Source organism: Pseudodesulfovibrio sp. 5S69 (assembly GCF_037094465.1).
Taxonomy (GTDB): domain Bacteria; phylum Desulfobacterota; class Desulfovibrionia; order Desulfovibrionales; family Desulfovibrionaceae; genus Pseudodesulfovibrio; species Pseudodesulfovibrio methanolicus.
Window position 1 is genome coordinate 448,817 of record NZ_CP146609.1, and the last position, 24,964, is coordinate 473,780.

The 24,964-nt window shown below is 66.5% G+C and carries 22 protein-coding genes; 15 read left to right on the forward strand and 7 right to left on the reverse strand.

The genetic code is table 11. From position 1 onward, the window contains the following. The first annotated feature begins 5 nt into the window (after positions 1 to 5). From V8V93_RS02090 to V8V93_RS02135, 10 genes are all read left to right on the forward strand, one after another. Positions 6 to 641 (forward strand): cyclase family protein, encoded by a 636-nt coding sequence (locus V8V93_RS02090; protein WP_338668716.1) that lies wholly within the window; start codon positions 6 to 8, stop codon positions 639 to 641. 92 nt (positions 642 to 733) lie between these two features. Next, positions 734 to 1,447, forward strand: a complete 714-nt coding sequence (locus tag V8V93_RS02095) for a DUF6125 family protein (protein WP_338668717.1) — start codon at positions 734 to 736, stop codon at positions 1,445 to 1,447. A 123-nt stretch (positions 1,448 to 1,570) separates the two neighbouring features. After that, a complete protein-coding gene (gene mutM / locus V8V93_RS02100) occupies positions 1,571 to 2,389 on the forward strand; it encodes a bifunctional DNA-formamidopyrimidine glycosylase/DNA-(apurinic or apyrimidinic site) lyase (protein ID WP_338668718.1) in 819 nt (272 codons plus the stop codon). A 261-nt stretch (positions 2,390 to 2,650) separates the two neighbouring features. Continuing rightward, positions 2,651 to 4,195, forward strand: coding sequence for a murein biosynthesis integral membrane protein MurJ (gene murJ / locus V8V93_RS02105; RefSeq protein ID WP_338668719.1), 1,545 nt, complete (start codon positions 2,651 to 2,653; stop codon positions 4,193 to 4,195). Further along, positions 4,192 to 4,965, forward strand: a complete 774-nt coding sequence (locus V8V93_RS02110) for a tRNA1(Val) (adenine(37)-N6)-methyltransferase (protein ID WP_338668720.1) — start codon at positions 4,192 to 4,194, stop codon at positions 4,963 to 4,965. Before murJ ends, V8V93_RS02110 begins: the two co-directional genes overlap by 4 nt. Continuing rightward, positions 4,966 to 5,460 (forward strand): C-GCAxxG-C-C family protein, encoded by a 495-nt coding sequence (locus V8V93_RS02115; RefSeq protein ID WP_338668721.1) that lies wholly within the window; start codon positions 4,966 to 4,968, stop codon positions 5,458 to 5,460. It begins immediately after the preceding gene. Between the two features lie 114 nt (positions 5,461 to 5,574). Then, on the forward strand, positions 5,575 to 6,933 hold the full coding sequence (locus V8V93_RS02120; protein ID WP_338668722.1) for an AAA family ATPase: 1,359 nt from the start codon (positions 5,575 to 5,577) through the stop codon (positions 6,931 to 6,933). Beyond that, on the forward strand, positions 6,923 to 7,882 hold the full coding sequence (locus V8V93_RS02125) for a metallophosphoesterase family protein (RefSeq protein WP_338668723.1): 960 nt from the start codon (positions 6,923 to 6,925) through the stop codon (positions 7,880 to 7,882). Before V8V93_RS02120 ends, V8V93_RS02125 begins: the two co-directional genes overlap by 11 nt. Before the next feature lie 37 nt (positions 7,883 to 7,919). Next, positions 7,920 to 8,195, forward strand: a complete 276-nt coding sequence (locus tag V8V93_RS02130; RefSeq protein WP_338668724.1) for a hypothetical protein — start codon at positions 7,920 to 7,922, stop codon at positions 8,193 to 8,195. Then, positions 8,196 to 8,861 carry a hypothetical protein gene (locus V8V93_RS02135; RefSeq protein ID WP_338668725.1) on the forward strand — a complete coding sequence of 222 codons (666 nt, stop codon included), beginning with the start codon at positions 8,196 to 8,198 and terminating at the stop codon, positions 8,859 to 8,861. A gap of 33 nt (positions 8,862 to 8,894) precedes the next feature. On the opposite strand, the gene V8V93_RS02140 is transcribed toward V8V93_RS02135, so the two are convergent. Continuing rightward, positions 8,895 to 9,674: a nitroreductase family protein gene (locus V8V93_RS02140; protein ID WP_338668726.1), complete on the reverse strand. Its 780-nt coding sequence runs from the start codon at positions 9,672 to 9,674 to the stop codon at positions 8,895 to 8,897. A gap of 820 nt (positions 9,675 to 10,494) precedes the next feature. On the opposite strand from V8V93_RS02140, the gene V8V93_RS02145 reads away from it, so the two are divergent. From V8V93_RS02145 to V8V93_RS02155, 3 genes are all read left to right on the forward strand, one after another. After that, positions 10,495 to 11,625, forward strand: a complete 1,131-nt coding sequence (locus V8V93_RS02145; RefSeq protein ID WP_338668727.1) for an efflux RND transporter periplasmic adaptor subunit — start codon at positions 10,495 to 10,497, stop codon at positions 11,623 to 11,625. Continuing rightward, the gene (locus tag V8V93_RS02150; RefSeq protein ID WP_338668728.1) at positions 11,625 to 14,882 is read left to right on the forward strand and encodes an efflux RND transporter permease subunit; all 3,258 of its coding nucleotides are present in this window, start codon (positions 11,625 to 11,627) and stop codon (positions 14,880 to 14,882) included. Before V8V93_RS02145 ends, V8V93_RS02150 begins: the two co-directional genes overlap by 1 nt. Positions 14,883 to 15,003: 121 nt before the next feature. Further along, the gene (locus tag V8V93_RS02155; RefSeq protein ID WP_338668729.1) at positions 15,004 to 16,392 is read left to right on the forward strand and encodes a class II fumarate hydratase; all 1,389 of its coding nucleotides are present in this window, start codon (positions 15,004 to 15,006) and stop codon (positions 16,390 to 16,392) included. On the opposite strand, the gene V8V93_RS02160 is transcribed toward V8V93_RS02155, so the two are convergent. Continuing rightward, positions 16,389 to 16,982 carry a LysE family translocator gene (locus tag V8V93_RS02160; RefSeq protein WP_338668730.1) on the reverse strand — a complete coding sequence of 198 codons (594 nt, stop codon included), beginning with the start codon at positions 16,980 to 16,982 and terminating at the stop codon, positions 16,389 to 16,391. The two genes, V8V93_RS02155 and V8V93_RS02160, sit on opposite strands and share 4 nt — an antisense overlap. Before the next feature lie 149 nt (positions 16,983 to 17,131). On the opposite strand from V8V93_RS02160, the gene V8V93_RS02165 reads away from it, so the two are divergent. Next, positions 17,132 to 18,454, forward strand: coding sequence for a PLP-dependent aminotransferase family protein (locus V8V93_RS02165; protein ID WP_338668731.1), 1,323 nt, complete (start codon positions 17,132 to 17,134; stop codon positions 18,452 to 18,454). Positions 18,455 to 18,493: 39 nt separating this feature from the next. Here the strand turns inward: V8V93_RS02165 and V8V93_RS02170 are convergent, their stop codons facing one another. The 5 genes from V8V93_RS02170 to V8V93_RS02190 all read right to left on the reverse strand — a co-directional run bounded on the left by V8V93_RS02170 (position 18,494) and on the right by V8V93_RS02190 (position 23,771). Then, the gene (locus V8V93_RS02170; protein ID WP_338668732.1) at positions 18,494 to 20,227 is read right to left on the reverse strand and encodes a PAS domain S-box protein; all 1,734 of its coding nucleotides are present in this window, start codon (positions 20,225 to 20,227) and stop codon (positions 18,494 to 18,496) included. Between the two features lie 615 nt (positions 20,228 to 20,842). Continuing rightward, positions 20,843 to 21,580 (reverse strand): LutC/YkgG family protein, encoded by a 738-nt coding sequence (locus V8V93_RS02175; protein WP_338668733.1) that lies wholly within the window; start codon positions 21,578 to 21,580, stop codon positions 20,843 to 20,845. Next, on the reverse strand, positions 21,573 to 22,352 hold the full coding sequence (locus tag V8V93_RS02180; protein WP_338668734.1) for a 4Fe-4S dicluster domain-containing protein: 780 nt from the start codon (positions 22,350 to 22,352) through the stop codon (positions 21,573 to 21,575). Before V8V93_RS02180 ends, V8V93_RS02175 begins: the two co-directional genes overlap by 8 nt. A 59-nt stretch (positions 22,353 to 22,411) precedes the next feature. Further along, positions 22,412 to 23,023, reverse strand: coding sequence for an LUD domain-containing protein (locus tag V8V93_RS02185; protein ID WP_338668735.1), 612 nt, complete (start codon positions 23,021 to 23,023; stop codon positions 22,412 to 22,414). 1 nt (position 23,024) lies between these two features. Beyond that, the gene (locus tag V8V93_RS02190; RefSeq protein ID WP_338668736.1) at positions 23,025 to 23,771 is read right to left on the reverse strand and encodes a (Fe-S)-binding protein; all 747 of its coding nucleotides are present in this window, start codon (positions 23,769 to 23,771) and stop codon (positions 23,025 to 23,027) included. Positions 23,772 to 23,926: 155 nt separating this feature from the next. Between V8V93_RS02190 and V8V93_RS02195 the strand changes: the two genes are divergently transcribed. Next, positions 23,927 to 24,892: an ABC transporter substrate-binding protein gene (locus tag V8V93_RS02195; RefSeq protein ID WP_338668737.1), complete on the forward strand. Its 966-nt coding sequence runs from the start codon at positions 23,927 to 23,929 to the stop codon at positions 24,890 to 24,892. The last annotated feature ends 72 nt before the right edge of the window (positions 24,893 to 24,964 follow it).

Here is a 24,964-nt window from a genome sequence, read left to right on the forward strand (position 1 = left end):
AAGCCATGCAGACCATCGATCTCAGCCATACCATCCGCACCGGCATGCCAGTCTATCCGGGCGACGAAGCGCCCGTTGTCCGCCGCACCCATTTCATCAAAAAGCACGGGTTCGCCCAGACCGCCCTTGCCCTGCCCACCCATGCCGGGACGCACGTGGACGCGGCCGCACACCTGTTCCTCGAAGCGCCCGGACTGGACGGACTCGGCCCGGACAACTTCACCGGCTGGGGCGCGGTCCTCGACCTGACCGCGCTTTCGGCCCCGGTCATCGACCAGCCCGACCTCGCCGCCCTGGCCGACATCGACAGCCTGGACTTCGCCTTGCTGCGCACCGGCTGGGACCGATACTGGGACAGCGACCGCTACTACCGGGATTTCCCCGCCCTGACCCCGACCGCAGCCCGCTTCCTGGCCGGGCTCGGGCTCAAGGGCGTCGGCCTCGACACCCCGTCGCCCGATCCCGTGGATTCCCATGACCTGCCCGCCCACCGCATCCTCTTCGACCACGGCCTGGTGATCGTCGAAAACCTCACCCGCCTCGGCGAGCTGCCCGACGAAAGCTTCCTGTTCTGCTGCCTGCCCCTGAAGATAGCCGACGGCGAAGCCTCGCCGTGCCGAGCCGTGGGGATTGCCCTGTAGGGGATGGGCGAGGGGTCTCCCCGCCAGCCCTCCCTCGCCCTTGCCTCGGGCCCTGATTCCCGTGTAGTGCTGACCGAAACCGGGAGGCAGACGTGAGCGATTCGAGCGCGGACAAGGCGGCGGAGTTGGCCGGGGTGATCCGGCAGTTGGCGGCGCACTACGGGTTGTGGCTGGCCGAGAGTGTGCACCAGCTCGGGCTGGACGCGGCCCTTACCGCCGAAGGCGAGGCCGGGGACCGTCTGGAGTCGATCCTGCGCGGCAAGCTGGAGCGGGCCCTTGGCAGGGAGCCGGGCGGGCTGCTGGCCGGCGTGGCCCCGGCGGTCCTGGACGATGCGGCCCAGGCGTTGCGCACGGGCTGGCTGGCTGCGGACGGGGTCTGGTTCCAGGCCGTGGAGCGCATGGCGGGCATGGACGCGGCCAAGCGGGTCAACGACACTTGCTGGGCCCGGTTCGCGCCGCTGGAGGCCCGCCGGGTCAAGGCCCTGCTCAAGCTGCCGGAAAACGGCGGGATCACCGCGCTCAAGGCCGGGCTGGCCGCGCGCATGTACGGGCATCTCAATGAGTGGGAGTTCGTCGAGGAGACGGAGGACTCCATCGTTTTCCGCATGACCGACTGCCGGGTGCAGACCGCTCGCAAACGGCGCGGCCTTGCGGATTATCCATGCAAATCCGGTGGCACCACCGAATATGCCGGGTTTGCGCGCGAGATCGATTCCCGGCTGCGCTGCGAGTGCGTGGGCTGCCCGCCGGACCCGCACCCCGACGAATGGGCCTGCGCCTGGCGCTTCACCCTGGTGGAAGAGTAGGCCTGGACCGGATTTTCGGCCCGGCCTGTCATCGGGCCGGGCGATTTCCCCTTTGAAACTTCCGATGCCCGGAGCGGGGCGAGCCGCTTTTCACCCGCACGGATTTCGGGTACTCACCAAACCATGCCGGAACTGCCTGAAGTGGAAGTGATTGCGCGCGGGCTGAACGCGTCGGTAACGGGCCGGACCATCGAGTCGGTGGAGGTGCCGGGCCTGACGCGGTTGAGCGAGTCCGAGGAGACCCTGGTGCCCAAGGTGCTGGGCCGTACGGTCACGCGCGTCCGGCGGCGGGCCAAGGTCCTGCTCGTGGAGCTGGACAACGGCTCGACCCTGGCCTTCCACCTGAAGATGACCGGGCGCGTGGTCCACGGGCCCCGGCGCGCGGCGGAGAAACACGACCGCATCCTGTTCCACCTGGACGACGGTTCCTTGTTGTCCTTTGCGGACATGCGCAAGTTCGGCTACGTGCGCTGTTTCGGGCCGGGCGAGTTGGACTGCTGGGATTTCCTGTGCAAGGCCGGGCCCGAGCCGCTGGAGACCGCGCCCGAGCTGCTGGCCGAGCGGGTCACCGGGCGCAACTGCGCCATCAAGGCCCTGTTGCTGAACCAGTCGGTGGTGGCGGGCGTGGGCAACATCTACGCGGACGAATCCCTGTTCCGGGCGGGCATCAATCCCGAGACACGGGGCAGCCGGGTGGGCCGCGAGCGGGCGGTGAAGCTGTTCACCGAATTGCGGGCCGTGCTCGAACAGGCCATTGCCGAAAACGGCAGCTCCATCTCCGACTATGTGAACGCGCACGGCGACGCCGGGGCGTTCCAGAACAGCTTCAACGTGTACGGACGGAAGGGTCAGCCGTGCAAGCGGTGCGGCGGGACGTTGCGCGCCGTGACCGTGGCGGGCCGGACCTCCACCTTCTGCCCCCAGTGCCAACGCAGACGATGAATTTCGAACCGCAACGGCCCGCGAAAGGAGGTTGCGCTTCAAGCGCAGCGGTCGGGCCGGGTCCCGGACCGGGTGGACGGCGGTGCCGGGCGACGGTTGCAGCGCCGGGACCGGCGGCTCCTCAGCCGGTCGGTCGCGAAGGAACAGATGGATAAAACAGGCAGTCATTCCGGATGGAAAGATCATTTTCTAAAATTTTTCTAGAGCTTATCCTGTGCAGAAAATCGAACAACGGCGAAACGAATCCGGACGGTTGATCCAGTGAGCGATCACGGCAGGCGCATAGCCCGAAACGCGGCGGTGGTGGCTGGGGCCACCCTGGTCTCGCGCCTCCTGGGGTTCGTCAGGGACATCATCGTGGCCTTTGCCCTGGGCGCGGGGCTGTTCGCGGACGCCTTCTTCGTGGCCTTCCGCATCCCGAACCTGCTCCGGCGGCTGTTCGGCGAGGGGTCGCTGACCATGGCCTTCATCCCCATCTACTCCCGGATCATGGAGGAGGAGGGGGAGGAGGCGGCCCAGGCCATGGCTCGGTCGGCCGCGGCCTGGCTGGCCGTGGTGCTCATCGGCATCACCGTGGTTGTGGAGTTGCTGGCCCGCCCGCTGACCATGGCCATCGCGCCGGGATTTTTGGACAACCACGAGCAGTTCGCGGTCACCGTGGATTTGGTGCGCATCTGCTTCCCCTACGTGGTGCTCATCTGCGGGGTGGCCCTGTGCATGGGCATCCTCAACTCGCGCAACCACTTCCTGGCCCCGGCCCTGGCCCCGGTGGCCCTGAACGTCTCGCTCATCGGGGCGGCCCTGTTCGGTTATTTCATGGGCTACAACGTGGCCTACTGCATGGCCTACGGCGTACTCGTCGGCGGTGCGGCCCAGTGGCTGCTGCAACAGCCGTTTCTGGCGCGTACCGGGTTTTCCTGGCGCGGACCGTGGTCCTGGCACAACAAAGGCGTGGCGCGGATGGGCATGCTCATGCTGCCCACGGTCTTCGGCGCGGCCGTGTACCAGTTGAACATCCTGCTCGGCACCCTGCTGGCCTCGTTCCTGCCGGTGGGCTCCGTGTCCTATCTCTATTACGCGGACCGGCTGGTCCAGTTCCCGCTGGGCGTGTTCGGCATCGCCATCAGCACGGCGGCCCTGCCGTCCCTGTCCCGGCTGGCGGCCAAGGGCGAGATGGCGGAGTACGACGAGGCCCTGTCCGCGTCGCTCGGCTTGACCCTGTTCATCAGCCTGCCCGCCGCGGCCGGGCTCATCGGCCTGGCCGGACCGGTCATCGGCCTGCTCTTCGAACGCGGCGCGTTCACGCCCGAGGCGGTCACGGCCACGGCCAACGCCCTGGTGGCCTATTCCGTGGGGTTGCCGTTCATCGCCCTGTCGCGCCCGCTGGTGGCCGGGTTTTATGCCCTGGAGGACACCCGCACCCCGGTCAAGATCGCGGTCCTCTGCCTGGTGGCCAACATCGGCCTGGGCCTGTTGCTCATGCAGTCCCTGGCCCACGTGGGACTGGCCCTGGCCGTGAGCGCGTCCTCCCTGCTCAATTTCTGCCTGCTGTACGTGCTGCTGAGCCGCAAGCGCGGCTCGTCACCCCTGCCCGCGTGGGCCGCCCTGCGCATGCTGCTGCTGTCCGCGCTCATAGGCGGGGGCGCGTATATCAGCGCAGGCTGGCGGCCGTGGTGGGTGCTGCTCATCCCGGCCTGGGTCGCGGTCTATATGTTGCTGTCTCTGGCCCTGGGGTTGAAGGAGGCCCGCCTGTTCGTGGACATGTTCCGCTCCAGGGTGCGACGCAAACTGTCGGGCACCAAATGAACGGCGTGGACACCAGGACGATCCTCGACCGACGCGCCTATTTCCCGCGCGGCCTGGTCCAGCCCGAGAGCGGCTACCGCTTCTCCCTGGACTCCCTGCTCCTGGCCTCCTTCGCCAACGTGACCAGGGGCCAGAGGGGCGTGGACCTGGGCTGCGGCTGCGGCGTGATCGGCCTGGCCCTGCTCCTTCGTCAGCCTGGGCTCCGCCTGACCGGAATCGAACTGAATCCCCATGCCGTGGCGGCTGCCGAGGAAAACGCGGTCAATTTGCATCTTACCGATAAGTTGACGATAAGACAGGGCGACGTGGCCGACTGGCGGCCCGATGGGGTGGTCGATTTCGTGGTCGCCAACCCCCCCTACCGCAAACTCGGCAAGGGCCGGGCGAGCGCGGAAGCGGACCGGAGAAACGCCCGCTTCGAGGGGACCGGGACCTTTGCCGCCTTTGCCCGGTGCGCGGCCGTGGCCCTCAAGACGCGGGGCCGGTTCGCCTTCGTGCACCTGCCAGAGCGGCTGCCCGAGATCATGACCGACCTCGCCGAGGCCGGGCTGACCCCCAAGCGTCTGCGCATGGTCCACGGCAAGACGGACCAGGAGGCCCGCATGGTGCTCATGGAGACGGTCAAGGCGGCCGGGCACGGCCTTCGCGTGGAGCCGCCGCTGATTCTGCACGAGGGGACGGGAAAGAAGACCCGCCTGAGCGGGCAGGCCCTGGAGTTCTGTCCGTTTCTGGCCTGCAACCCCAAAGGGGACGAAGAAGAGGAGACATAGATGGCGAGCGATTTCGTGAAGGACCGGCTGCTGGAGCTGTTCGGGGATAATAAATTTCTGTGCGCCGAGTCCGTGGTCCAGGTCATTGCCGAGGCGGGCGGGCGCGAGAGCCGGGACGCGGTCCGCGCGGCCACGGGCTTTTGCAGCGGCCTGTCGCGGACCTGCGGCCAGTGCGGGGCCGTGTCCGGCGCGGTCATGGGCATCGGCCTGTACGCCGGGCGGAGCAAGGCCGGGGAGGACCACGAGGCGTGTTACGCCCTGGTCCAGGAACTGCTGGACCGCTTCGACGGCCAATACGGGTCCATCAACTGCTTCGAACTGATCCAGTGCGATTTCACCGACCCGGACGACAAGGCGCGCTACCGCCGGGACAACCTGCGCCGCGACTGCTACCGCATGGCCGTGTTCGCCGCCGAGACCGCCCTTTCCATTCTCCGGGAACACGGCTACCTTCCGGATGAGGCGGGCCGGGACAAGTCCGGTCTCGCTTCGTAAGAACTGCTTCGGGGCCAGCGCGCGGCCTCGCCGGAGGAAGGGCGGAAATATGCGCCGAAGGCGGTGCCGGGAATCGTATCGAAATTCAGAGGTAAGCAGGTATATCTTTAATATATGATTACTAAAATCATTATCGATAACTTCATGGCGCACGAGCACACCGAGCTTGCGCTCGGCCCTGGCGTGACCATCCTGACCGGCTCCAACAACACCGGCAAGTCCGCCGTGGTCGAGGCCCTGCGTTGCCTGGCCACCAACCCGGCGCGCAGCCCGAACCCGGCCCTGTACATCCGCCACGGGGCCAAGGAGGCGCGCGTGGAGGTGGAGGTGGACGACGGCACCCGCGTGGCCTGGGTGCGCACCAAACGGTGGGCCAAATACGAAGTCTGGGCACCGGGCGCCGAGGAGCCCGAGGAGTACCACAAGCTCCAGGGCAGGGTGCCCGAGGACGTGGCCAAGATCCTGCGCCTGGACCAGGTGGAGCTTGAAACGCGCAAGGACTCCGTGGACGTGCACCTGGGCAACCAGCGCGATCCGGTCTTCCTGCTCAACCAGCCCGATTCGGTCATGGCCGAATTTTTCGCCGCGTCCACCGAGTCCGCCCACCTGCTGGCCATGCAGAACGCCCTCAAGATACGCGTACGCGACGCCAAGCGCGAGGAGCGCGGCCTGGACGAGCAGGCCGGCCGCATCGGCTCGGACCTGGACCGCCTCGTCCCGCTGCCGGACATCACTCTGCGCATGGACGAGGCCGAGAACCTGGAGCGCGCCGCCACCGCATTGGAACAGGCCATCCCGGCCCTGGAAGCGGGATTGGCGGAGCATCGCACCCTGATCGCCGCCCTCGATCGCGAGCGGGCCGCGAGCGCGGTCCTGGAGGCGATCCAACCTCCCCCGTCGGTCCAGGACGTGGACCGGCTCAAGCAGTACATCGCGTCCATGGGCACGGTCTCGGCCCAGCGCGACCGGGCGACCCGCACCGCCGGCGCTCTGGCCGGGCTCGACACCCCGCCCGAAGCGGCGGACACCGGCCCCCTGCGCCATCTCCTGCGCGACCTGGCCCTGACCGGGGCGACCCTGCACCGGGCCTCGATCCATCAGACGGCCCTGGCCGGGCTGACCACCCCCCCGGACCGGGAGGACACCGCGCGGCTGGCCGGGATGGTGGACGAACTGTACGTCCTGCGCACCCGCAACAAGCGGCTGACCCGCCTGGAAGCGGCCTTGGGGAAGATTGCGGAACCGCCCGTGCCCGTCCCCCTGGTCGGCCTGGGCGGCACGGTCACTGAACTGGCCGGATTAACGAATAAAATTTCTGCGCGCCGGGCCGAGCTGGACGGCCTGGAGACGGACTTGCGGTCCGTTGTGGTCGCCATGGACGAGCGCATCCGGGCCGTCGGCTGCTGCCCGGTCTGCGGCGGCGACCTGACCACCGACTCCTTCCTGGACCACGGGTGCGGACATGACACTTGAGCATATCAAGGCGAACGGCCTGTTCCTGGTGGCCGACCCGCACCTGGCCGACCATCCGCCGGGCCAGCGGCTGGAGGGGTATCTGGACCAGATCATGGCCAAGCTCGCCGCCTGCCTTGCCCGGGCCGACGAACTCGGCATGGCCCTCGTCCTGCTCGGCGACCTCTTCCACTGGCCGCGCGACAACTCCAACCGCATGCTCGTGGAACTCATCCGCCTGTTCGGCGGCCGCACCGGCGATCAAACCGTGTTTGTGCTGGTGGGCAACCACGACAAGTACCAGTCGCGCTTCACGGACGACGTGTCCCTGGCCGTGCTCGAAACCGCGGGCGCGGTCCGGCTGATGAAGGAACTCGGCCCGCAGTTCGTCCTGGACACCCCGGACGGCGCGGTCCTGGTCGGGGCCAGCCCGGACGGCGCGCCCCTGCCCAAGGCCTACGAGCACGAAGAGGGCGACCCGGACACCGTGGTCTGGCTGACCCATCACAACATCCGCTTCCCGGAGTTCATCGACAAGGCCTACTCCATCAAGGAACTGCCGGGCATCGACTGGGTCGTCAACGGCCACATCCACCGGCCCCAGCCCACGGTGACCAAGGGCGGGACCACCTGGGCCAACCCCGGCAACATTACCCGCCTGACCTTCACCCGGCGGTCCATGGTCCGCGAACCCGCAGCCGCCGTCTGGACGCCCGGCTGCACGGAGCTGGAACCATGGGTGGTCCCGTACCTGCCCTTCGACCAGGTCTTCCCGGACCAAGACCTGCCCCCCGAGGAGCAGGAGGCCGAGGGCGAATCGAATTTCATCAAGGGGCTGGAACGGCTGGCCTGGCAACGTACCCACGAGGGCACGGGCCTGAAGCAGTTTCTGACCGAAAACCTGAGCACCGAAACCCCGGAAGGCAAGCTCATCTGGGAACTCTACGAGGAGGTCGTCAACGGTGAATAGCAACCCCAACCAAACAGGGACAACCAGGGATTCCCAGGTGGAACAGGAACTTAACACCCTGCGCCGCCAGTATGAGCAGTTGCGCGACCGCAAGGTGCGCACCGAAGAGGCCGTGGCCCAACTCTCCCACCAGTTGGAGACCCTGAAGCAACAGGCCGAGGCCGAGTACGGGACCAGCGACCTCAAGGAACTGCAACAGCTGCTTGAAGAGAAACGCAAGCAAAACGAAGAGGTTGTCGCCAAGTACCGCGAACACATCCAAGAGGTGCAGGCCGACCTCGCCCAGGTGGAAAACGCGGTGGAGGACGACTAGGTGCCCGTGTCCACGGACCTCAGCGAACTGCGCCGAGCCCGCCGGGAGGCCGAGGGACGTCTGCACCGGCTGTCCGCCCTGGGCGAGCAGTGGCACGCCGAGCACGGCCGCGTGCGCCGCAAGCTCGCCGAGATGCGCGAGTTCCTGGACCTCGCCCCCAAGGCGCGCGACACGCTGGAGGAGCTGTCCACCGCCCTGTTCGGCCGCATCCTCGACGAGGTGGAGGCCAACCTGACCCACGCCATCCGCGAGATTCTGGGCCAGGACCGGGTGGTGGTCACCGAACGCGAGGTCAAGAACAACCGCCTCCAGATCCATTTCCTGATCCGCAACCAGGGGCGCGAAGACGAGATCGAGGACATCATGTCCGGCCAGGGCGGCTCGGTCTGCAACATCCTGTCCGTGGGCCTGCGGCTCATCGCCCTGTCCCAACTGCCCGAGGTCTCTCACCGGCCGTTCCTGGTGCTCGACGAGCAGGACTGCTGGCTCAAGCCCGGCCTGATCCCCAAGTTCATGAAGCTGATCCAGGAGATCGCCACCCGGCTGGAACTCCAGCTCCTGGTCATCAGCCACCACCCGCTCGACCTCTTCGCCGGGTCGGCCGACCGCATCTTCGAGCTGACCCCGGACCGCGAGGCCGGAGCCGTGGTCAAGCAAGTGAAGTGACCCTCCCGCAGGAGGGCCACGCCATTCTTCCTCTTACAGCCAGGTGACCCGCGCCGCGTCCCGGGGCGGGATCAGACGGTGCTTCAGCCGGGGGTGCCCGAGCATGATCGCGCCGCCCACCTTGCTGCCTTCGGGCACGCCGAGCACCGGGAGCAGTTCCGGAACGACCGTGCTCGCGTATGTGACCAGCCCGGCCCAGCAGGTGCCGAGCCCCATGGTCGCGGCCAACAACTCCATGTAGGTCAGGGCGAGGGTGGAGTCGATGGCGGTCCAGAAAGAGCGCGCGGGCCCGTGCACTACGGCCAGAGCGGTGGCGTCGCGCAGGATCACGTCCCGCCCCTGCCGGGCGGCCTCCATGTAGTGCGAGCGCGCCGGGTTGGTGCCCATCCATTCGAGAGACAGCTCCCGAACGCGGTCGAGCCGTTGCGGATCCTGGATCATGGTCCAGGACAGCTTTTGGGCGTTGGACGCCGTGGGCGCGCACCGGGCCGTTTCCAGCAGCCGTTCCAACTGCTCCCGCTCGACCGGCTTCTTGCGGAAGGATCGCGCCGAGCGCCGCGAAACGAGCAGGTTCTCCATGGCCTCGGCGTCGGGCCGCTTGTCGGGCACCGGCAGGTACTCCCCGGCGGGCGTAAGCGCGTTGTCCAGGGCGCCCGTGGGGCATACGGCCACGCAGTGTCCACAGCGGATGCAGCGGTCGGCGGCCCCGTCGACCTCCTCGGGGAAGCCACCGTCCATCTTGATGATATTCACGGGACAGGCCAGGACGCAGAGCCCATCCTGGGTACATTTCCGGGCATCGATGGTGATCATGACAAAATATCTCCTGTATGTGGTCCTTGGATCCCGCTGACCATACCACTTGGCGGCCGCAAGACAAGAAGGCACGATGCGGTGCCCCGGTTTCCTGGCGGGAACCGCCCCACGGTACCCGCTTCCGTTGCCGATTTCGCTGGGCGGCCTCTGGACAAATCCGCCGGAGTGCTTACTTCTATAGTGCCAAAGATGGCCATAAGGGAAAGGCCCGAAAGGGATCGGCCCATGACATATATGACGACAACCCGAACGGAGGATTCCACCCGTTAAACCACAGCAGACCATATATCAGCGAATCGAGTCGCGCCCCCAAAAAGCATAGTGTGCGCATGGACCCCCGAGGCAAGCAGAGCCAGGGACCGCCGGGTAATCCGGCCAGCGCACTTTTTTTGCGCCCGATTTTCGGGAGAGGCCCTCGCCGGGCGGGCGTCTCCGACGGCCAGGGCGCTGCCCTGGACCCGCCAAAGAACCCTTATCGCTGCTGTCGCCATCTCTAAAGCTCGAAGACTCGCTAAGAGCTGCCGCTGAAAAGGGTTCTCCGGACTCTCCGAAACTTTTTGTGTGCCTTCGGCAGGGACGTGCGGGGGCGGGAGGGCATGCTTCTTTTTAGTTCAAAGGGCAATCTCCCGCGCTCCCTCCCCGCGAAGCGACGCCAAAAAGTTTAGGAAGGGAGAGGAGATGGGGGGGCCGGTGGAAGGGGAGAGGGGGACCCTTTTCTCAAAGGGTCCCCCTCTCCCCTTCCATCGGCCGTCGGAGGCACCCGCAAAGACATCTTCACCGTGGCGGGGGCGGGGGATTGTGTGGTAGGAGTTTGGTTATGCGAAAAATAATCCTGAACATATTGTCAATTGTCTTGTTCTCGGCCGTGCTGGCCGGTTGCGGGCAGGAGCCTCCGGCAGCGGTGAAAAGGGGGCCGGGGTACGAGCCCGAATCCTCGGCCGTGGCCGAACGCACGGTCCTGCCGCGCCTGTTCGACGCCGTGGGCACGGTCCAGGCCAAGACCGACATCCGGGTGGAGGCCCAGGTCACGGGCCGCGTGCTGGAAGTGCTCGTCCGGCCCGGCGACCGCGTGGCCAAGGGCGACAAGCTGGTGGTCCTGGACAGCCGCGCCTCCAACACCCGCCTGGAACGCTCCCGCCAGGCCCTGGCCTCGGCCCGCAGCCAGGTTGCCCAGGCGCGCGACGCACTGGATTCGGCCAAGGCCGCCTACAACAAGTCCGAATCCACCTACCGGCGTATGAGCACCCTGTTCGAACAGAAGGTGGTCACCGCCGAGGAAGTGGAAAAGGCCGAGTCCGCCTACCTGCAGGCCAAGGCCGCGCTGAGCCGGGCCGAGCAGGGCGTTTCCGGGGCGGAGGCCCAGGCCCGCGAGGCGGGCAAACTGGTCCAGGAAGCCGACATCGACATGGGCTACACGACCATCACGGCCCAAGAGGCGGGCGAGGTGGCCAAGCGGCTGGTGGAGCCGGGCGACCTGGCCTTTCCCAACAAGGCGCTGCTGATCCTGCACACGAGCGGGGCCATGCACCTGGAGGCCATGGTCCGCGAGGCGCTCATCGGGCGCATCAGGCTCGGCGACTCCCTGTCCGTGGTCATCACCGCCCTGAGCGACAAGACGCCCCTGACCGGCGTGGTCCAGGAGATCGAGCCCCTGGCCGATCCCGTGACCCGCTCCTTCCTGGTCAAGGTCCGGCTGCCCGACCGGCCCGGCCTGTATCCGGGCATGTTCGGCCGGTTGCTGATCCCCCTGGGCGAGCGTGAGACCGTGCTGGTGCCCAGGGAGGCCGTCCGCCACGTGGGCCAGCTTGAGACCGTCATGGTCAAGGGCGACGGCACGTGGCAGCCGGTCTACGTGCGTACCGGCCGGACCGTGAACGGCAAGGTCGAGATCCTGTCCGGCCTGTCCGGCGGCGAGACCGTGGGGTTGAGCCCGGAGGGAGGCCGTTGATGGAGCCCGACAAGTCCAGAGTCCAGGGACTGCTGCCGTCCTTTGTCCGCTATTTCCTGACCTCGCAGATGTCCATCATCCTGGCCCTGGCCTCACTTCTGGTCGGCGTGGCCGCCATCATGGTCACACCGCGCGAGGAGGAGCCGCAGATCGTGGTGCCCATGGCCGACGTCATGGTCCAAGTGCCGGGCGCGTCCGCCGAAGAGGTGGAAAAGCTCGTGACCACGCCGCTTGAGCGGCTGCTCTGGCAGATCGACGGGGTGGAGTACGTCTACTCCACGTCCAGCAAGGACCACACCGCCGTGACCGTGCGCTTCTATGTAGGCGAGAACCGCGAGGACTCGCTCATCAAGCTGTACAACACGATCATGAAGAACCAGGACATGGTGCCGTCCGTGGTCTCGGGCTGGGTGGTCAAGCCGGTGGAGATCGACGACGTACCCATCGTCACCCTGACCCTGCACGCGGACCACGGGTTTGAGGGCCGGTACACCGATTTCGACCTGCGGCGCATGGCCGAGGAGCTGTTCCACCGGTTGGCCGAGGTCGAGGATATTTCCAGGGTGCGCCTGTACTCGGGCCGCTCCCGCGAGGTGCGCGTGGAGCTGCACCCGGACCGCATGGCCGGGTTCCACGTCTCGCCCCAGGAGATCGCAAAAGCCCTCAAGGGCGCGGACAGTTCCCTGGCCGCCGGGCATTTCATGGCCGACGACAAGGACACCCCGGTGGTCAGCGAGTCCTTCCTGCTGTCCGCCGACGACGCCGCCTCCCTGGTGGTCGGCGTGTTCAACAACAAGCCCGTCTACCTGCGCGACGTGGCCGACATCATCGACGGCCCGGCCGAACCGACCAGCTATTCACGCATCGGATTCTCCGACCTGTACATGACCGAGCACGGCAAGGAGCCCGAGAACGTCTCCCGGCCCGCCGTGACCATCGGCTTGTCCAAGAAAAAGGGCGTCAACGCCGTGGGCGTGGCCGACGCGGTCATCAAGCGCGCCCATGAACTCGAACGCGACGTCCTGCCCGAGGGTGTCACCCTGACCGTGACCCGCGACTATGGCCAGACCGCCCACGCCAAGGTCAACGACCTGCTTTCCTCCCTGCTCTTCGCCATCATCACGGTCATCGCGCTCCTCGCCTTCACCCTGGGCTGGCGCGAGGCCCTGGTGGTCGCCCTGGCCGTGCCCATGAGCTTCTCGCTGGCCCTGTTCGTCAACTACCTTCTGGGCTACACCATCAACCGGGTCACCCTGTTCGCCCTCATCCTTTCCCTGGGCCTGGTGGTGGACGATCCCATCACCAACGTGGACAACATCCAGCGGCACATCCGCATGGGGCTGCGCGACCCGCTCGAAGCCACCCTGGCCGCCGTGAAGGAGGTCCTGCCTCCGGTCATCCTGTCCACTCTGGCGATCATCGTCTCCTTTGCCCCGCTCTTCTTCATCACCGGCATGATGGGCCCGTACATGGCCCCCATGGCCGCCAACGTCCCCCTGACCGTGTCCTTCTCCACCGTGGCCGCCCTGACCGTGGTGCCGTGGATGGCCTACTTGCTGCTGCGCAATCACAAGTTCAGGAAACCCGCGCCCAAGGACGGCACCTCCGGCGGCAAAACCGGCACCCGGCTCCAACGCTGGTACGGCGCGATCATCACCCCGTTCCTGAACAGGGCGCGCAACCGCTGGCTGCTGCTCTTCGTCATCCTGGCCGGGCTCGGCCTGTGCGCCGGGCTGGTGCTCATGCGCATGGTGCCGCTCAAGATGCTGCCCTTCGACAACAAGAACGAATTCCAGATCCTCGTGGACATGCCCGAAGGGACCACCCTGGAGCGGACCGACCGCGCCGTGCGCGACTTCGAGGCGTACCTGCGCACCGTGCCCGAGGTGACCGACTTCGTGACCTACGCGGGCACCCCCTCGCCCATGGACTTCAACGGCATGGTCCGCCACTACTACTGGCGCGAACAGCCCAACCTCGCGGACATCCGCGTCAACCTGAAGGACAAGTCCGAGCGCTCCATGCAGTCCCACGCCATCGGCCTGCGGCTGCGCAACGACCTCCAGGCCATCGCCGACCGCAACGGCGTGCGCATGAAGCTCGTCGAGACCCCGCCCGGCCCGCCGGTCATCGCCACCCTGACCGCCGAGATCTACGGCAGGCCCGGCATGGACTACCGTTCCCTCATCCAGGGCGCGCGCCACGTGGAATCGGTCATGTCCACCCTGCCCGGCCTGGTGGACCTGGACGACTCGTCCGAGACCGACCGGACCATGTACGACTTCGTCCTGGACAAGGAAAAGGCCGCCCTGCACGGCGTGACCACCGCCGATGTGGTCGATACCCTGCGCATGGCCCTGTCCGGGTCCATCCCGGCCAACGTGCACCTGCCCAACGAACGCCAGCCCCTGCCCGTGCGCATGGTTCTGCCCGTCGGCCTGCGCACCGGCCCCGACACCCTGGGCGAACTGCGCATGAAGACCGCGTCCGGGGCCATGGTCCCCCTGGCCGAACTCGGCTCCTTCCGTGAAGTTCCGGCCGAACAGCCCATCTATCACAAGAACCTCAGGCGCGTGGCCTACGTCTACGCGGAGACCGCGAGCATCCCGCCCGGCGAAGCGGTTATCGACCTCCAGTCCATGCTCAAGAAAGATCCCGCCCAACCCGGCCTGACCACCGAGTGGGCGGGCGAGGGCGAATGGAAGATCACCCTGGACGTGTTCCGCGACCTGGGCATTGCCTTCGCGGCCGCCCTGGTCGGCATCTTCATCCTGCTGGTCGGGCAGACCGGCTCGTTCGTCATGCCCACGCTGATCATGTCCGCCATCCCGTTGACCCTGCTCGGCATCCTGCCGGGATTCTGGCTGCTCAACCTGGTGGCGGGCGACACGGTCGGCGGGTTCGGCGACCCGGTCTTCTTCACCGCCACCTCCATGATCGGCATGATCGCGCTCGGCGGCATCGTCATCCGCAACTCGCTCGTGCTCATCGAATTCATCCAGTCCGAGGTCGAGGACGGCGTGCCCCTCAAACAGGCCATCGTCCAGTCCGGCGCCGTGCGCATGCGCCCCATCGTGCTCACCGCGCTGACCACCGCGCTGGGCGCCTGGCCCATCACCCTGGACCCCATCTTCTCCGGCCTGGCCTGGGCCCTGATCTTCGGGCTGGTCGCCTCGACCCTGTTCACCCTGGTCGTGGTCCCGAGCGGGTACTATGCGCTGTACGGCGGCAAGGAAAGCGACGGAGAGACGGCGTAGGGGATGCCTCCGGCAGCCTTCGGGGAGCCCCCTCGCCGGAGACACCGACAAAATCCAATCCATGTGTTGAGCAGGCCTCCCGTATGGGCTATTGTGGCGGGAAGCAGACATTGGAGGTCGCATGTTTCGAATCGAGACGGACAGCCTGGGCGAGGTCCGGGTGCCGGAAGAGGCGTTGTGGGGTGCGCAGACGCAGCGGGCGTTGACGCTGTTCACCATAGACGGCGAGCTGATGCCCAGGGAGATGATCCGGGCGTACGCGATCCTGAAGAAGGGATGCGCCCTGGCCAACGGCGGGGCCGGGAAGCTGGATGCGGAGCGGCGCGACCTGATCGTGGCGGCCTGCGACGAGATCCTGGACGGGCAGCACGCGGACATGTTCCCGTTGCCGGTATGGATCTCGGGCAGCGGCACGCAGTTCAACATGAACGTGAACGAGGTCGTCGCCAACCGCTGCTCGCAACTGGCGGGCAGGCCCATGGGCTCCAAGGAGCCGGTCCACCCCAACGACCACGTCAACATGAGTCAGTCAACCAACGATAACTTTCCGACAGTCATGTATATGGCTGTTGCAAATGAAATTATTGACCGGCTCCTGCCATCGTTAACCGCCATGCGCCAGGAGCTTTCGGCCAAGGCCGGTGCGTGGGCGGAGATCGTCAAGATCGGGCGGACGCACATGCAGGACGCCACGCCCCTGACCCTGGGGCAGGAGTTTTCCGGCTACGCCTCGATGCTGGAGGACGACGAGCGGCGCATCCGGGCGGCGCTCGAAACCGTGTTCGAGCTGACCTTGGGCGGCACCGCGGTGGGCACCGGGGTGAACAGTTGGCCCGGATTCGCCGAGGCGGCCATCGGGCATATCGCGGAACTGAGCGGGCTGCCGTTCGTCCCTGCCCGGAACCGGTTCGCGGCGCAGGGCAGCCACGACGCGCTGGTACACGTCTCGGCGGCGCTCAAGACCCTGGCGGGTTCCCTGAACAAGATCGCCTCGGACATCCGGCTGCTGTCCTGCGGGCCGCGCGCCGGGCTGGGCGAACTGATCATCCCGGCCAACGAGCCGGGCTCGTCGATCATGCCCGGCAAGGTCAACCCGACCCAGTGCGAGGCCCTGACCATGGTCTCGCTTCAGGCCGTGGCCAACGACCTGGCCGTGACCCTGGGCGGCACGGGCGGAGTGCTGGAGATGAACGTGTACAAGCCGCTGATCGTGCGCAACGTGCTCCACTCCGTGCGCCTGCTCGGCGACGGCATGAACAGTTTCACGGAACATCTGCTCAAGGGGCTTGAGCCCGACCGGGGACGCATTGCCGCCCACGTGGCGCATTCGCTCATGCTGGTCACGGCCCTGACCCCGGTCATCGGCTACGACAAGTCGGCCAAGATCGCCCTGCATGCCCATAAGACCGGGCAGAGTCTGCGCGAAGCGGCCCTGGAGCTGGGCTTCGTCACGGCCGAGGAGTTCGACCGGGTGGTGGTTCCCGAGGAGATGATCAGGCCCAAGGGCTAGACGAACAGAGCATACATGGTCGCCCCGACCATGACCGCCACGAGCGCGCAGTTGACCCCGGTGAGCACGGCCCCGGACTTGAGGGTGCGCAGGATGGCGGCTCCGGCCAGGCCCCAGGCCGAGTGGAAGGACACCTGGAAGACCATGAAGGTCAGGACAAAGACCGCGACCTGCCCCGGCAGCGGCAGGGACGGGTCCGCGAACTGCGTGAACCCGACCAGGGCCATGGCCCAGCTCTTGGGGTTGAGCGGGTGCAGGATGACCCCTTCCCAGAAGGTGAACCGGCGATTCACCGTGTGGCTCCCCAAGCGCATGGTCAGGAGTTTCCAACCGAGGTACAGAATGTAACACGTTCCGCAAACTTTCATTATCATCGCGAGGTTGGGTGAGGTCTGGATGATCTTTCCCAGGCCGAGCGCCACGGTGGTGTCCAGGCTGACCGCGCCCACGGTGGCCCCGATCAAAAAGGGGATGGCGGACTTGAAGCCCGTTGTCTGGCCGATGCCCATCATGGTCAGGTTGCCCGCGCCGGGCGTGCCGGTCATGACGATGACGAAGAGGACGAAGGCGGCGTATGTTTCCATGTTCATGGCGCTAACTCCCCGGACCGCCACGTTTTCGGGCGGTCCTGCTGCGATTTTTCGTCCTTAGACGACTACGGTTGACTTTGTGTGTAGTCAATGAATATATTGTCTGCATGACAATATACGCACCCGCACTGGGCAGGGATGAAGGTCCCTTGTACCTGGCATTGGCGGACGCCATCGAACGGGATATCACGGCCGGGACGCTCGCGCCCGGCGAACGGTTGCCCACGCACCGCGATCTGGCCGACGTGCTCCGGCTGAACGTGTCCACGGTGACGCGCGGCTATCGCGAGGCCGAGAAGCGCGGATTGATCTCCGCCACCGTGGGGCGCGGCACCTTCGTCACCTCGGACGCGGTGACGAACTCGTCCATGGTCTCCTTCGAGCCGTGTGCGCCCGGAATGCTCGAACTCGGGCTCATCGCGCCGCTCGACCACCTGGACCCGGAGATATCGGAAGGCTTCCGGCGCATTGCCCGGCGCAAGGACCCGTCCGCGCTGCTGCGCTATTCCGATCCCCGCGGCCAGGCCGAACACCGCAAGGCGGGCGCGCTCTGGGCCGAGCGGTACGGCGTCCCCGCCAGCGCGGAGGACATCATCGTCTGCGCCGGGTCCCAGCATGCCCTGACCTGCGCCCTCGGCGGCCTGCTACAGCCCGGCGACCGGGTGGCCGTGGACGGGCTGACCTATCCCGGCCTCAAGACCCTGGCCGCCATGCTCGGCCTGCGGCTCGTGTCCATCGCCATGGACGAATACGGCATGATCCCGGCCAGCCTGGACGCGGCCTGCCGCCGCGACGACATCAAGGCCCTCTACCTCATGCCCGGCGTGCACAACCCGACCACCGCCTCCCTGCCCGAAGCCAGGAGGAACGAGATCGCCCGACTGGCCGACAAGCACGACTTCATCCTCATCGAGGACGACGCCTACGACCTGACCGACCCCGGCCGCATCGCCCCGGTGGGCAACCGTGTGCCGCACCGCTCCGTGTACATCGCGGGCATGTCCAAGTCCCTGGCCGCAGGCCTGCGCGTGGCCTTCACCGTCGCCCCGCAACACATGCTCAAACCCCTGGCGCAGGCCGTGCTCAACACCATCTGGATGGCCCCGCCCCTGAACGTGGAACTGACCGCCATGTGGATCACGGACGGCACCGCCGACCGCGTCGTGGCCGCCAAACGGGCCGAGGCCGCCCGCCGATACATGCTCGCCTGCGACATTCTCGAGGGACTGCGCTTCCGCGGCAAAGGGACCGGCTTTTTCCTCTGGCTCGAACTTCCCGAGCCCTGGACCGGCTACGCCCTGGAACAGGCCGCCGCAAGGCACGGCGTCAACGTCTTCGGCGCCGAAAAATTCGTGGTCGGGCAAAGCCCCGCGCCCAACGCCGCCCGCGTCTCGCTCACCGGGACCGAGTCCCTGGACCAGTTGAAGCAGGGCTTGCTGACCCTGCGCGAGATCCTGCGGGGCCGTCCGTAGAGAGGAAGTGAGCCCCCCTGACGGCCGGAGGCCTCCCGATCAGATGGCGGTTTCGCCTCGGGGCAGGGTGACGCGGACAACGGTGCCGGTTTCCGGCGAGGTGTCCATGGCTATGTTGCCGCCGTGCGCTTCGGCGGCGAGGCGGGCGGAGTAGGTGCCCAGGCCGGTACCGTTGTGCTTGCCGTGGGTGGAGTACTTGTCGAAGAAGGAATGGCGGACCTCTTCGGGCACGGGCAGGTGGTTGCGGATTTCGAGTACGCAGGGGTCGCCGCTGGTCACGTCCACGCGCACGGGCTGACCGCCCGAGGCCTCGACCGCGTTCTTGAGCAGGTTGGCGGCCATGCCGTAAAGCAGGGTGCCGTCCCCCTGTATGACGAGCTGCATGCCCTTTTTTACCTTTTGGCCGTCCAGGGTGGTTTCCACCGAGCAGGCGGGTTCGCGGTGCATGGAGGTATCGCGCACGGCACGCATGATGATGGCGAGCCAGTCCACGGACTGGGGCTGGTGTTCGTAGGTCCCGGATTCGAGCTTGTACAGGGTCAGGGACTGGTTGATCAGGTCCATCATCTGCATGCCCGCCTCTTCGACCACCTGGAGCATCTCCTTTTGCCGGTCCGAGAGGTTCTCGTCCTCCTGCATGATGCGGGGCAGGCCGATGATGCCCATGAGCGGCGATTTGAGGTCGTGGCGGACGATGCGTTCCACGTCTTCTTTCAGTTTTTCCGCTGCCTTGCGTGCAGTGATGTCGATCCCTATGCAGAGGATGCCCGTGGCGTGGCCCAGCTCGTCCACGATGACCGAGGTGCCGAGCGACAGGGTGGCGCGGGTCTCGTTGCGGCGCATGACCTCCACCTCGGTGAAGGTGTGGCCCGGATTGCGTTCGAGCAGGTCCCGAAAATGGGCGCGCAGGTCGCGGCCCTGATCGTCGGTGGCGGGCAGGAGCAGCCCCACCGCGTCGCGGCCGGTCAGCTCCCCTTCGCGGAACCCGTAGAAGTCCAGCCCCCAGCGGTTGATGAAAAAGACCTTGCCCTCGGTATCCACCTCCAGGACGATGAAATGCGATTGCTCCACCAGGTCGCGGTACAGCCGGCGGCTCTCGCGCAGCCGGTTCTCGGCCTCTACCCGCTGGTCGATGATCCGGTTGCTGGCCCGTGCGCCCAGAAAGGTGCCCTCCTCGTTGGTCACCGGCACGCAGCGGTGGGACAGCCAGTGTTGCGTGCCGTCGGGCCGGATGATCCGGAAATCCAGGGTATCCGTCTCCAGCGTCCGGTGCTCGTTGAACAGGTGCGTCTTGACCATGGGCCGGTCTTCGGGATGCACCATCCTGAACATCAGGTCCGGGTCCTTCATGAACGCGGACGGGGGATACCCCGTAATCCGCTCGCACGACGGCGACATGTACAGGAATTCACCCTCAGGGCCGCGCCAGTACTCCCAGTCGTAGGTGAAGTCCGCCACGGTCCGGAACCGCTCTTCGCTCCGGGCCAGCTTCTCGTTGGCCGCCTTGAGCTGTCGGAAGATCGGCCGGATCTGCAGGACCCCGAGCAGGATGATGACCGAAACCAGCAGGCCGATGAGCTCGAAGGCCGGGTCGGGCTGTGCCCTGCCCTCCCAGAACATGTACAGGGTGTGCACCCGCCGATGGACCATGCCGATCAACCCCGCCGCGATCAGTATCCACGACCAGCGGCGGCCCGTCTCCGGGATCAAAAACAGCGCCAGCCCGGCGGCCGCAAGCTGTATGCCTATGGAAGCAATGATGATCAGGTCCATGCATCCCCCTGTACGTTGCAACGGAGCCCGTTCACCCAGCTTAGCCTTTAATCCATTTATTAGGCAAATACCATTCATGGACCGCCCCGGCGGCCTGCCTCCGGCGGCCGGGGCGCTGCCCCGGACCCCGCCAGGAAACCTTTTGAAAAAGGTTCCCTGGACCCTCCCAAACTTTTTGTGTGCTTTCGGCAGGGGTGAGTGGGTGCGGGGTGGAGGATTGCTGCGCGTGGAGGAGGGAGTAGCTTGGTCGGGACGGTTGCCAACGCCGCAGGCGGGACAGGCGGAACTCAAAGAATGGGGTTTGCGGCATTGGGGAACGGGGAGAGGGATTTTTTAGCAAGCTATTTCATTCCCCAAAAAAACAAAACTCGCGATTTCGGACGGGGAAAACGGCGCAATTCGTTGCGGGAAGCGGCACGCCCCCCCCCCACCGTTTTCCCCGCCCGAAATCGCCAACCGGCACGACGGAAGGCGTTCTCGTCGCGGTCTTCCGCTGCCGCACGCCCCTGAGCGAAGCGAACATGGGGGTCCAGGGGGCTTTGCTCCCTGGCAGGTCCAGGACAGCGTCCTGGTCTCTCCGAAGGAGCCCCCCGGGAAGGCCGCCGGAGGCAGCCCTTACCCCGTAATGACGACCAGGTGCATCTCTCTGGGGCCGTGTGCGCCGTGGACGAGCTGGGCTTCGATGTCGGCGGTCTTGGACGGACCGGAGATGAAGGTAAAGGAGGCGGGCAGGTCGCCGTAGTTTTCGAGCAGGGCGTAGCCTTCGGGCAGATCGGCCACGAGGCGGTTCAGGGGCAGGACAGCGATATGGATGGACGGGACCAGGGACACGGCGCGGCCGTGGCCGGGGCCGGACAGCAGGGCGATGGCCGCGCAGTCCGCGGCGCACCAGTCCACGCCGGTCAGGCCGATGTAGGCCTGTTCGGCGATGGCGCGGAGACGCTGCTTGCCCGCTGGTTCGTCCTCGCCGGGGTGGAAGCGGGCCACGTCCACGGCGATGGGGTCGTCGGCCAGGAGTCCGGGCAGGTCGAGACTGTGGAGCAGCGGGTCGTCGTGCATGAGGACGTGCTTGTCGCCGCCCCATTCGGTGTCCGAGGCACGGGCCAGATCGGCGATGCGGCGCCCGGCCTCCTGGACGTCCTCGGCCACGTGGACGTTGAGGTTCAGGGGCGCGGCGGATTGCTGGAGCAGGCCGAGGAGCTCGAGCCGCTCGTCGCGGCTGCGGTCGGCGCGCGAGAGCAGCCCTTCGAGTTCGCCTTGGGGGCGGCTGGTGAAGAGGGTTTCGGCGGCGGGCGCGCTTTTGCGGCCAAGGGCCTTGCGGATGCGTTTGAGGAAGTATTCTTCGTTAGTCATGATCGGTCTCGTTGAGGCGCTTGGCGTGGTCGGTCTTCCACCGTTCGGCGAAGGTCTTTTTGGCGACGGGCGGGAAGTCGCGGGTGGCGGTCCATTTGGCCAGCGGGCCGACGCCTTTGGAGAGCGCGCCGTCCTTGACGAACGGGGCCTGAGCGAGACGTCCGGCCTTGACCAGCAGGTTGTAGGCGATGCGGCTGGACATGGCCGCGCTCCAGGCCTTGAAGGCCCGCGCCTCGCTCCTGTCCACGGGTTCAACCTCCCAGGTCTCGTCGCCGTAGGCGAGCATGTGCCTGAGTTCGGAGAGCATGCGCGGCAGGTCGTTGTTGACCGGGCAGATGTCCTTACACGCGCCGCACAGAGACTCGCCCCGGCAGAGGTCGGCGTGCTGGTTGACGCCCTGGAACAGGGGCATGACCACCGCGCCGATGGGACCGGGGTAGGGGCCGTTGTAGGCGTGGCCGCCGATGCGGCCGTAGACCGGACAGATGTTCAGGCAGCCGCCGCAGCGGATGCAGGACAGGACCTCGCGGAACCGGGGGTCGGCGAGCATCTTCATGCGCCCGTTGTCGATGACGACCAGGTGGAATTCCTCGGGCCCGTCGGTCTCGCCGGGCTGGCGGGGGCCGCCCAGAAAGGAGACGTAGGTGGAGACCTTCTGGGCCGCGGCGCCTCTGGTCAGCAGGCGCAGGAGCATGTCGTGCTCGGCCAGGGTGGCGGTGACCCGCTCCATGCCCATGAGGGCGATATGCACCTTGGGCATGGTCGTGGACATGCGGATATTGCCCTCGTTGGACACCAGGCAGACGTGGCCGGTCTCGGCGCAGGCGATGTTCAGCCGCTCAGGCCCATGTCCGCGGTCAGAAGCTTTTCGCGCAGGGCCTTGCGGGCGGCCCTGGTCAGGGTGGGCGGGTCCTCGGAGTAGGGGATGCCGAGCTTTTCCTGGAAAAGCTTGCCGATCTGGCGCTTGTTCATGTGGATGCACGGGGCGATGATGTGCGAGGGCGTGTCCCCGGCCAGTTGGATGATGTACTCGCCGAGGTCGGTCTCGACCACCTCGATGCCTTCGCTCTCGAACAGGGGGTCCACGCCGATCTCGGCCGAGGTCATGGACTTGCCCTTGACCACGCGCCTGACGTCGTGCTTGCGGGCCACTTCCAGGCAGTAGTGACGCGCTTCCTCGGCCGTGGCCGCGAAATGGACGTGCCCGCCGCGGGCGCGGATCTTTTCGGCCAGCGCGGCCAGGACCTCGTCGAGGTTGTCCAGGGTGCGCAGACGCGCCTCCTTGGCCAGGCGGCGGTGTTCCGGGGTGATCTCGTCCCGCCACAGGGCCTGGGCGGACTTGCCGATGCGGTCCTGGATCATGCGGATAGCCGCGTGCAGTTCCTCGTTGCCGATGGCGTCGTGGGCCAGCTCGGCGTAGGTCTTGTCGCTCGGTTGGTTCATGCTATTTCCCCTCCCCGGCCAGGATTTCGGCGATGTGCAGGGCGCGCACGTTCGAGCCCAGGCGGGAGAGTCGGCCCTGGATGTTCATCAGGCAGCTCACGTCGCAGCCGACCACGGCTTCGGCCCCGGTGTCCAGGATGGTCTTGACCTTGTCGTCGACCATGGCCGTGGAGATTTCCGGATACTTGACCGCGAAGGTCCCGCCGAAGCCGCAGCAGCGGTCGGACTCGTCCATCTCGATGAGGGTCAGGCCGGGGGTGTTCTCCAGGAGCAGGCGGGGTTGCCGGCGGATGCCCAGGCCGCGCGACAGGTGGCAGGAGTCGTGGTAGGTCACGGCCCCGTCGAAGCGGCAGCCGAGCTGCGCGCCGGGGTCGGTCACGCCCAGGACGTCGACCAGGTATTCGGTGAACTCGAAGGTCTTGTCCGCGACCATGCGCGCCCGGGCCAGTTGGGCGGGCTCGTCGCGGAAGAGATCGAGGTAGTGATGGCGGACCATGTGCACGCAGGAGCCGGACGGGCAGACGATGGCCTCGCTGTTTTCAAAAATGTCGAGGAACCGTCGGGCGGCCTTGGCCGCTTCCCTGCGATACCCGGAATTGAAGGCGGGCTGGCCGCAGCAGGTCTGGTCCGGCGGGTAGTGCATGCGCACGCCGAGCCGTTCCAGCACACGGACCATGGCATCCCCGGTCTCGGGCGACAGGGAATCCACCAGGCACTGGATGAAAAGGGTCACGGTGGGTCGGGTCATTTTACAAAATCCGGAATGTAGGTAAGGGTGGCAGGGGCCGGATGTTGCACCCTTAGGCCGCAACTTGCAAGTCCTTTAATGTTGCTATAGAAAAATCGACACGTTAGCGGATTTTACGGGATTGTCCCAGCTTCTGTTCCTTTCGAGGGGGTTCCATGAAACGTTGTCTCTGTCTTTTCGCCATGCTGCTCGTTCTGGGCGCGGCGACGCTCGCCCACGCGGGCAAGGTTCTCATCGACATCAGCCAGTTCGTCGAGCACCCGGCCCTGGACGCCGTTCTCAAGGGGTTCCAGGATGAACTCAAGGACGGCGGGATCGACGCGGAATACAAGATCTACAATTCCCAGGGCAACATGAGCATGGCCTACCAGATCGCCACCCAGGTGGCGGCCGATAAACCGGACATGATCGTGGCCATCGCCACGCCCAACGCCCAGGCCCTGGTCAAGCAGTACGACAAGAGCGAGTCCCTCAAGGGCACGCCCATGCTCTTCACGGCCATCACCGACCCGCTGCTCGCCGGTCTGGTGACCAACTACGAGCATCCGGGCGGCGACGTGACCGGCGTGTCCAACCAGATGCCCATGGACAAGCACGTTGAGATGCTGCTCAAGTTCCTGCCGGACATGAAGAAGCTCGGCTTCCTGTACAACGCGGGCGAGATGAATTCCGTATCCAACCTGAAGCGGATCACGGTTGCGGCCAAGGAGCGGGGCATCGAGGTCGTGCCCGTCACGGTGAGCAGTTCCGCCGACGTGCAGCAGGCCGCGTCCAGCCTGGTGGGCAACGTGGACGCCATCTATATTCCCACGGACAACACCGTGGTCTCGGCCATGGAGGTGGTCGTCAAGGTGGGGCAGCGGAGCAAGACGCCGGTCTTCGTGGCCGACGTGGACTCCGTGACGCGCGGGGCCATCGCCGCGCTCGGCTTCGACTATTACCTGCACGGCCGCCAGACCGGGGCCATGGCCATCCGCATCCTGAACGGGGCCAAGCCCGGCGACACTCCCGTGGAATTCCAGAAAAAGCTCTCCTTCCACATCTACCCGGCAGCGGCCGGAAAGATGGGCATCAATATCCCTCCCGCGCTTCTTGAGGAAGCCGACGTGATCCACCAATAGACGCGGGTGCCGAACCGACGACAAGGGCCGCCCCTCCTGCGAGGAGGGACGGCCCTTTTCCGTCGGGATGGC

Coding starts and splice junctions, on each gene's coding strand:
- V8V93_RS02090 (WP_338668716.1), top strand. CDS start 6: ATGCAGACCATCGATCTCAGCCATACCATCCGCACCGGCATGCCAGTC.
- mutM (WP_338668718.1), top strand. CDS start 1,571: ATGCCGGAACTGCCTGAAGTGGAAGTGATTGCGCGCGGGCTGAACGCG.
- V8V93_RS02110 (WP_338668720.1), top strand. CDS start 4,192: ATGAACGGCGTGGACACCAGGACGATCCTCGACCGACGCGCCTATTTC.
- V8V93_RS02115 (WP_338668721.1), top strand. CDS start 4,966: ATGGCGAGCGATTTCGTGAAGGACCGGCTGCTGGAGCTGTTCGGGGAT.
- V8V93_RS02120 (WP_338668722.1), top strand. CDS start 5,575: ATGATTACTAAAATCATTATCGATAACTTCATGGCGCACGAGCACACC.
- V8V93_RS02125 (WP_338668723.1), top strand. CDS start 6,923: ATGACACTTGAGCATATCAAGGCGAACGGCCTGTTCCTGGTGGCCGAC.
- V8V93_RS02140 (WP_338668726.1), bottom strand. CDS start 9,674: ATGATCACCATCGATGCCCGGAAATGTACCCAGGATGGGCTCTGCGTC.
- V8V93_RS02145 (WP_338668727.1), top strand. CDS start 10,495: ATGCGAAAAATAATCCTGAACATATTGTCAATTGTCTTGTTCTCGGCC.
- V8V93_RS02150 (WP_338668728.1), top strand. CDS start 11,625: ATGGAGCCCGACAAGTCCAGAGTCCAGGGACTGCTGCCGTCCTTTGTC.
- V8V93_RS02155 (WP_338668729.1), top strand. CDS start 15,004: ATGTTTCGAATCGAGACGGACAGCCTGGGCGAGGTCCGGGTGCCGGAA.
- V8V93_RS02160 (WP_338668730.1), bottom strand. CDS start 16,982: ATGAACATGGAAACATACGCCGCCTTCGTCCTCTTCGTCATCGTCATG.
- V8V93_RS02170 (WP_338668732.1), bottom strand. CDS start 20,227: ATGGACCTGATCATCATTGCTTCCATAGGCATACAGCTTGCGGCCGCC.
- V8V93_RS02175 (WP_338668733.1), bottom strand. CDS start 21,580: ATGACTAACGAAGAATACTTCCTCAAACGCATCCGCAAGGCCCTTGGC.
- V8V93_RS02180 (WP_338668734.1), bottom strand. CDS start 22,352: ATGTCCACGACCATGCCCAAGGTGCATATCGCCCTCATGGGCATGGAG.
- V8V93_RS02185 (WP_338668735.1), bottom strand. CDS start 23,023: ATGAACCAACCGAGCGACAAGACCTACGCCGAGCTGGCCCACGACGCC.
- V8V93_RS02190 (WP_338668736.1), bottom strand. CDS start 23,771: ATGACCCGACCCACCGTGACCCTTTTCATCCAGTGCCTGGTGGATTCC.
- V8V93_RS02195 (WP_338668737.1), top strand. CDS start 23,927: ATGAAACGTTGTCTCTGTCTTTTCGCCATGCTGCTCGTTCTGGGCGCG.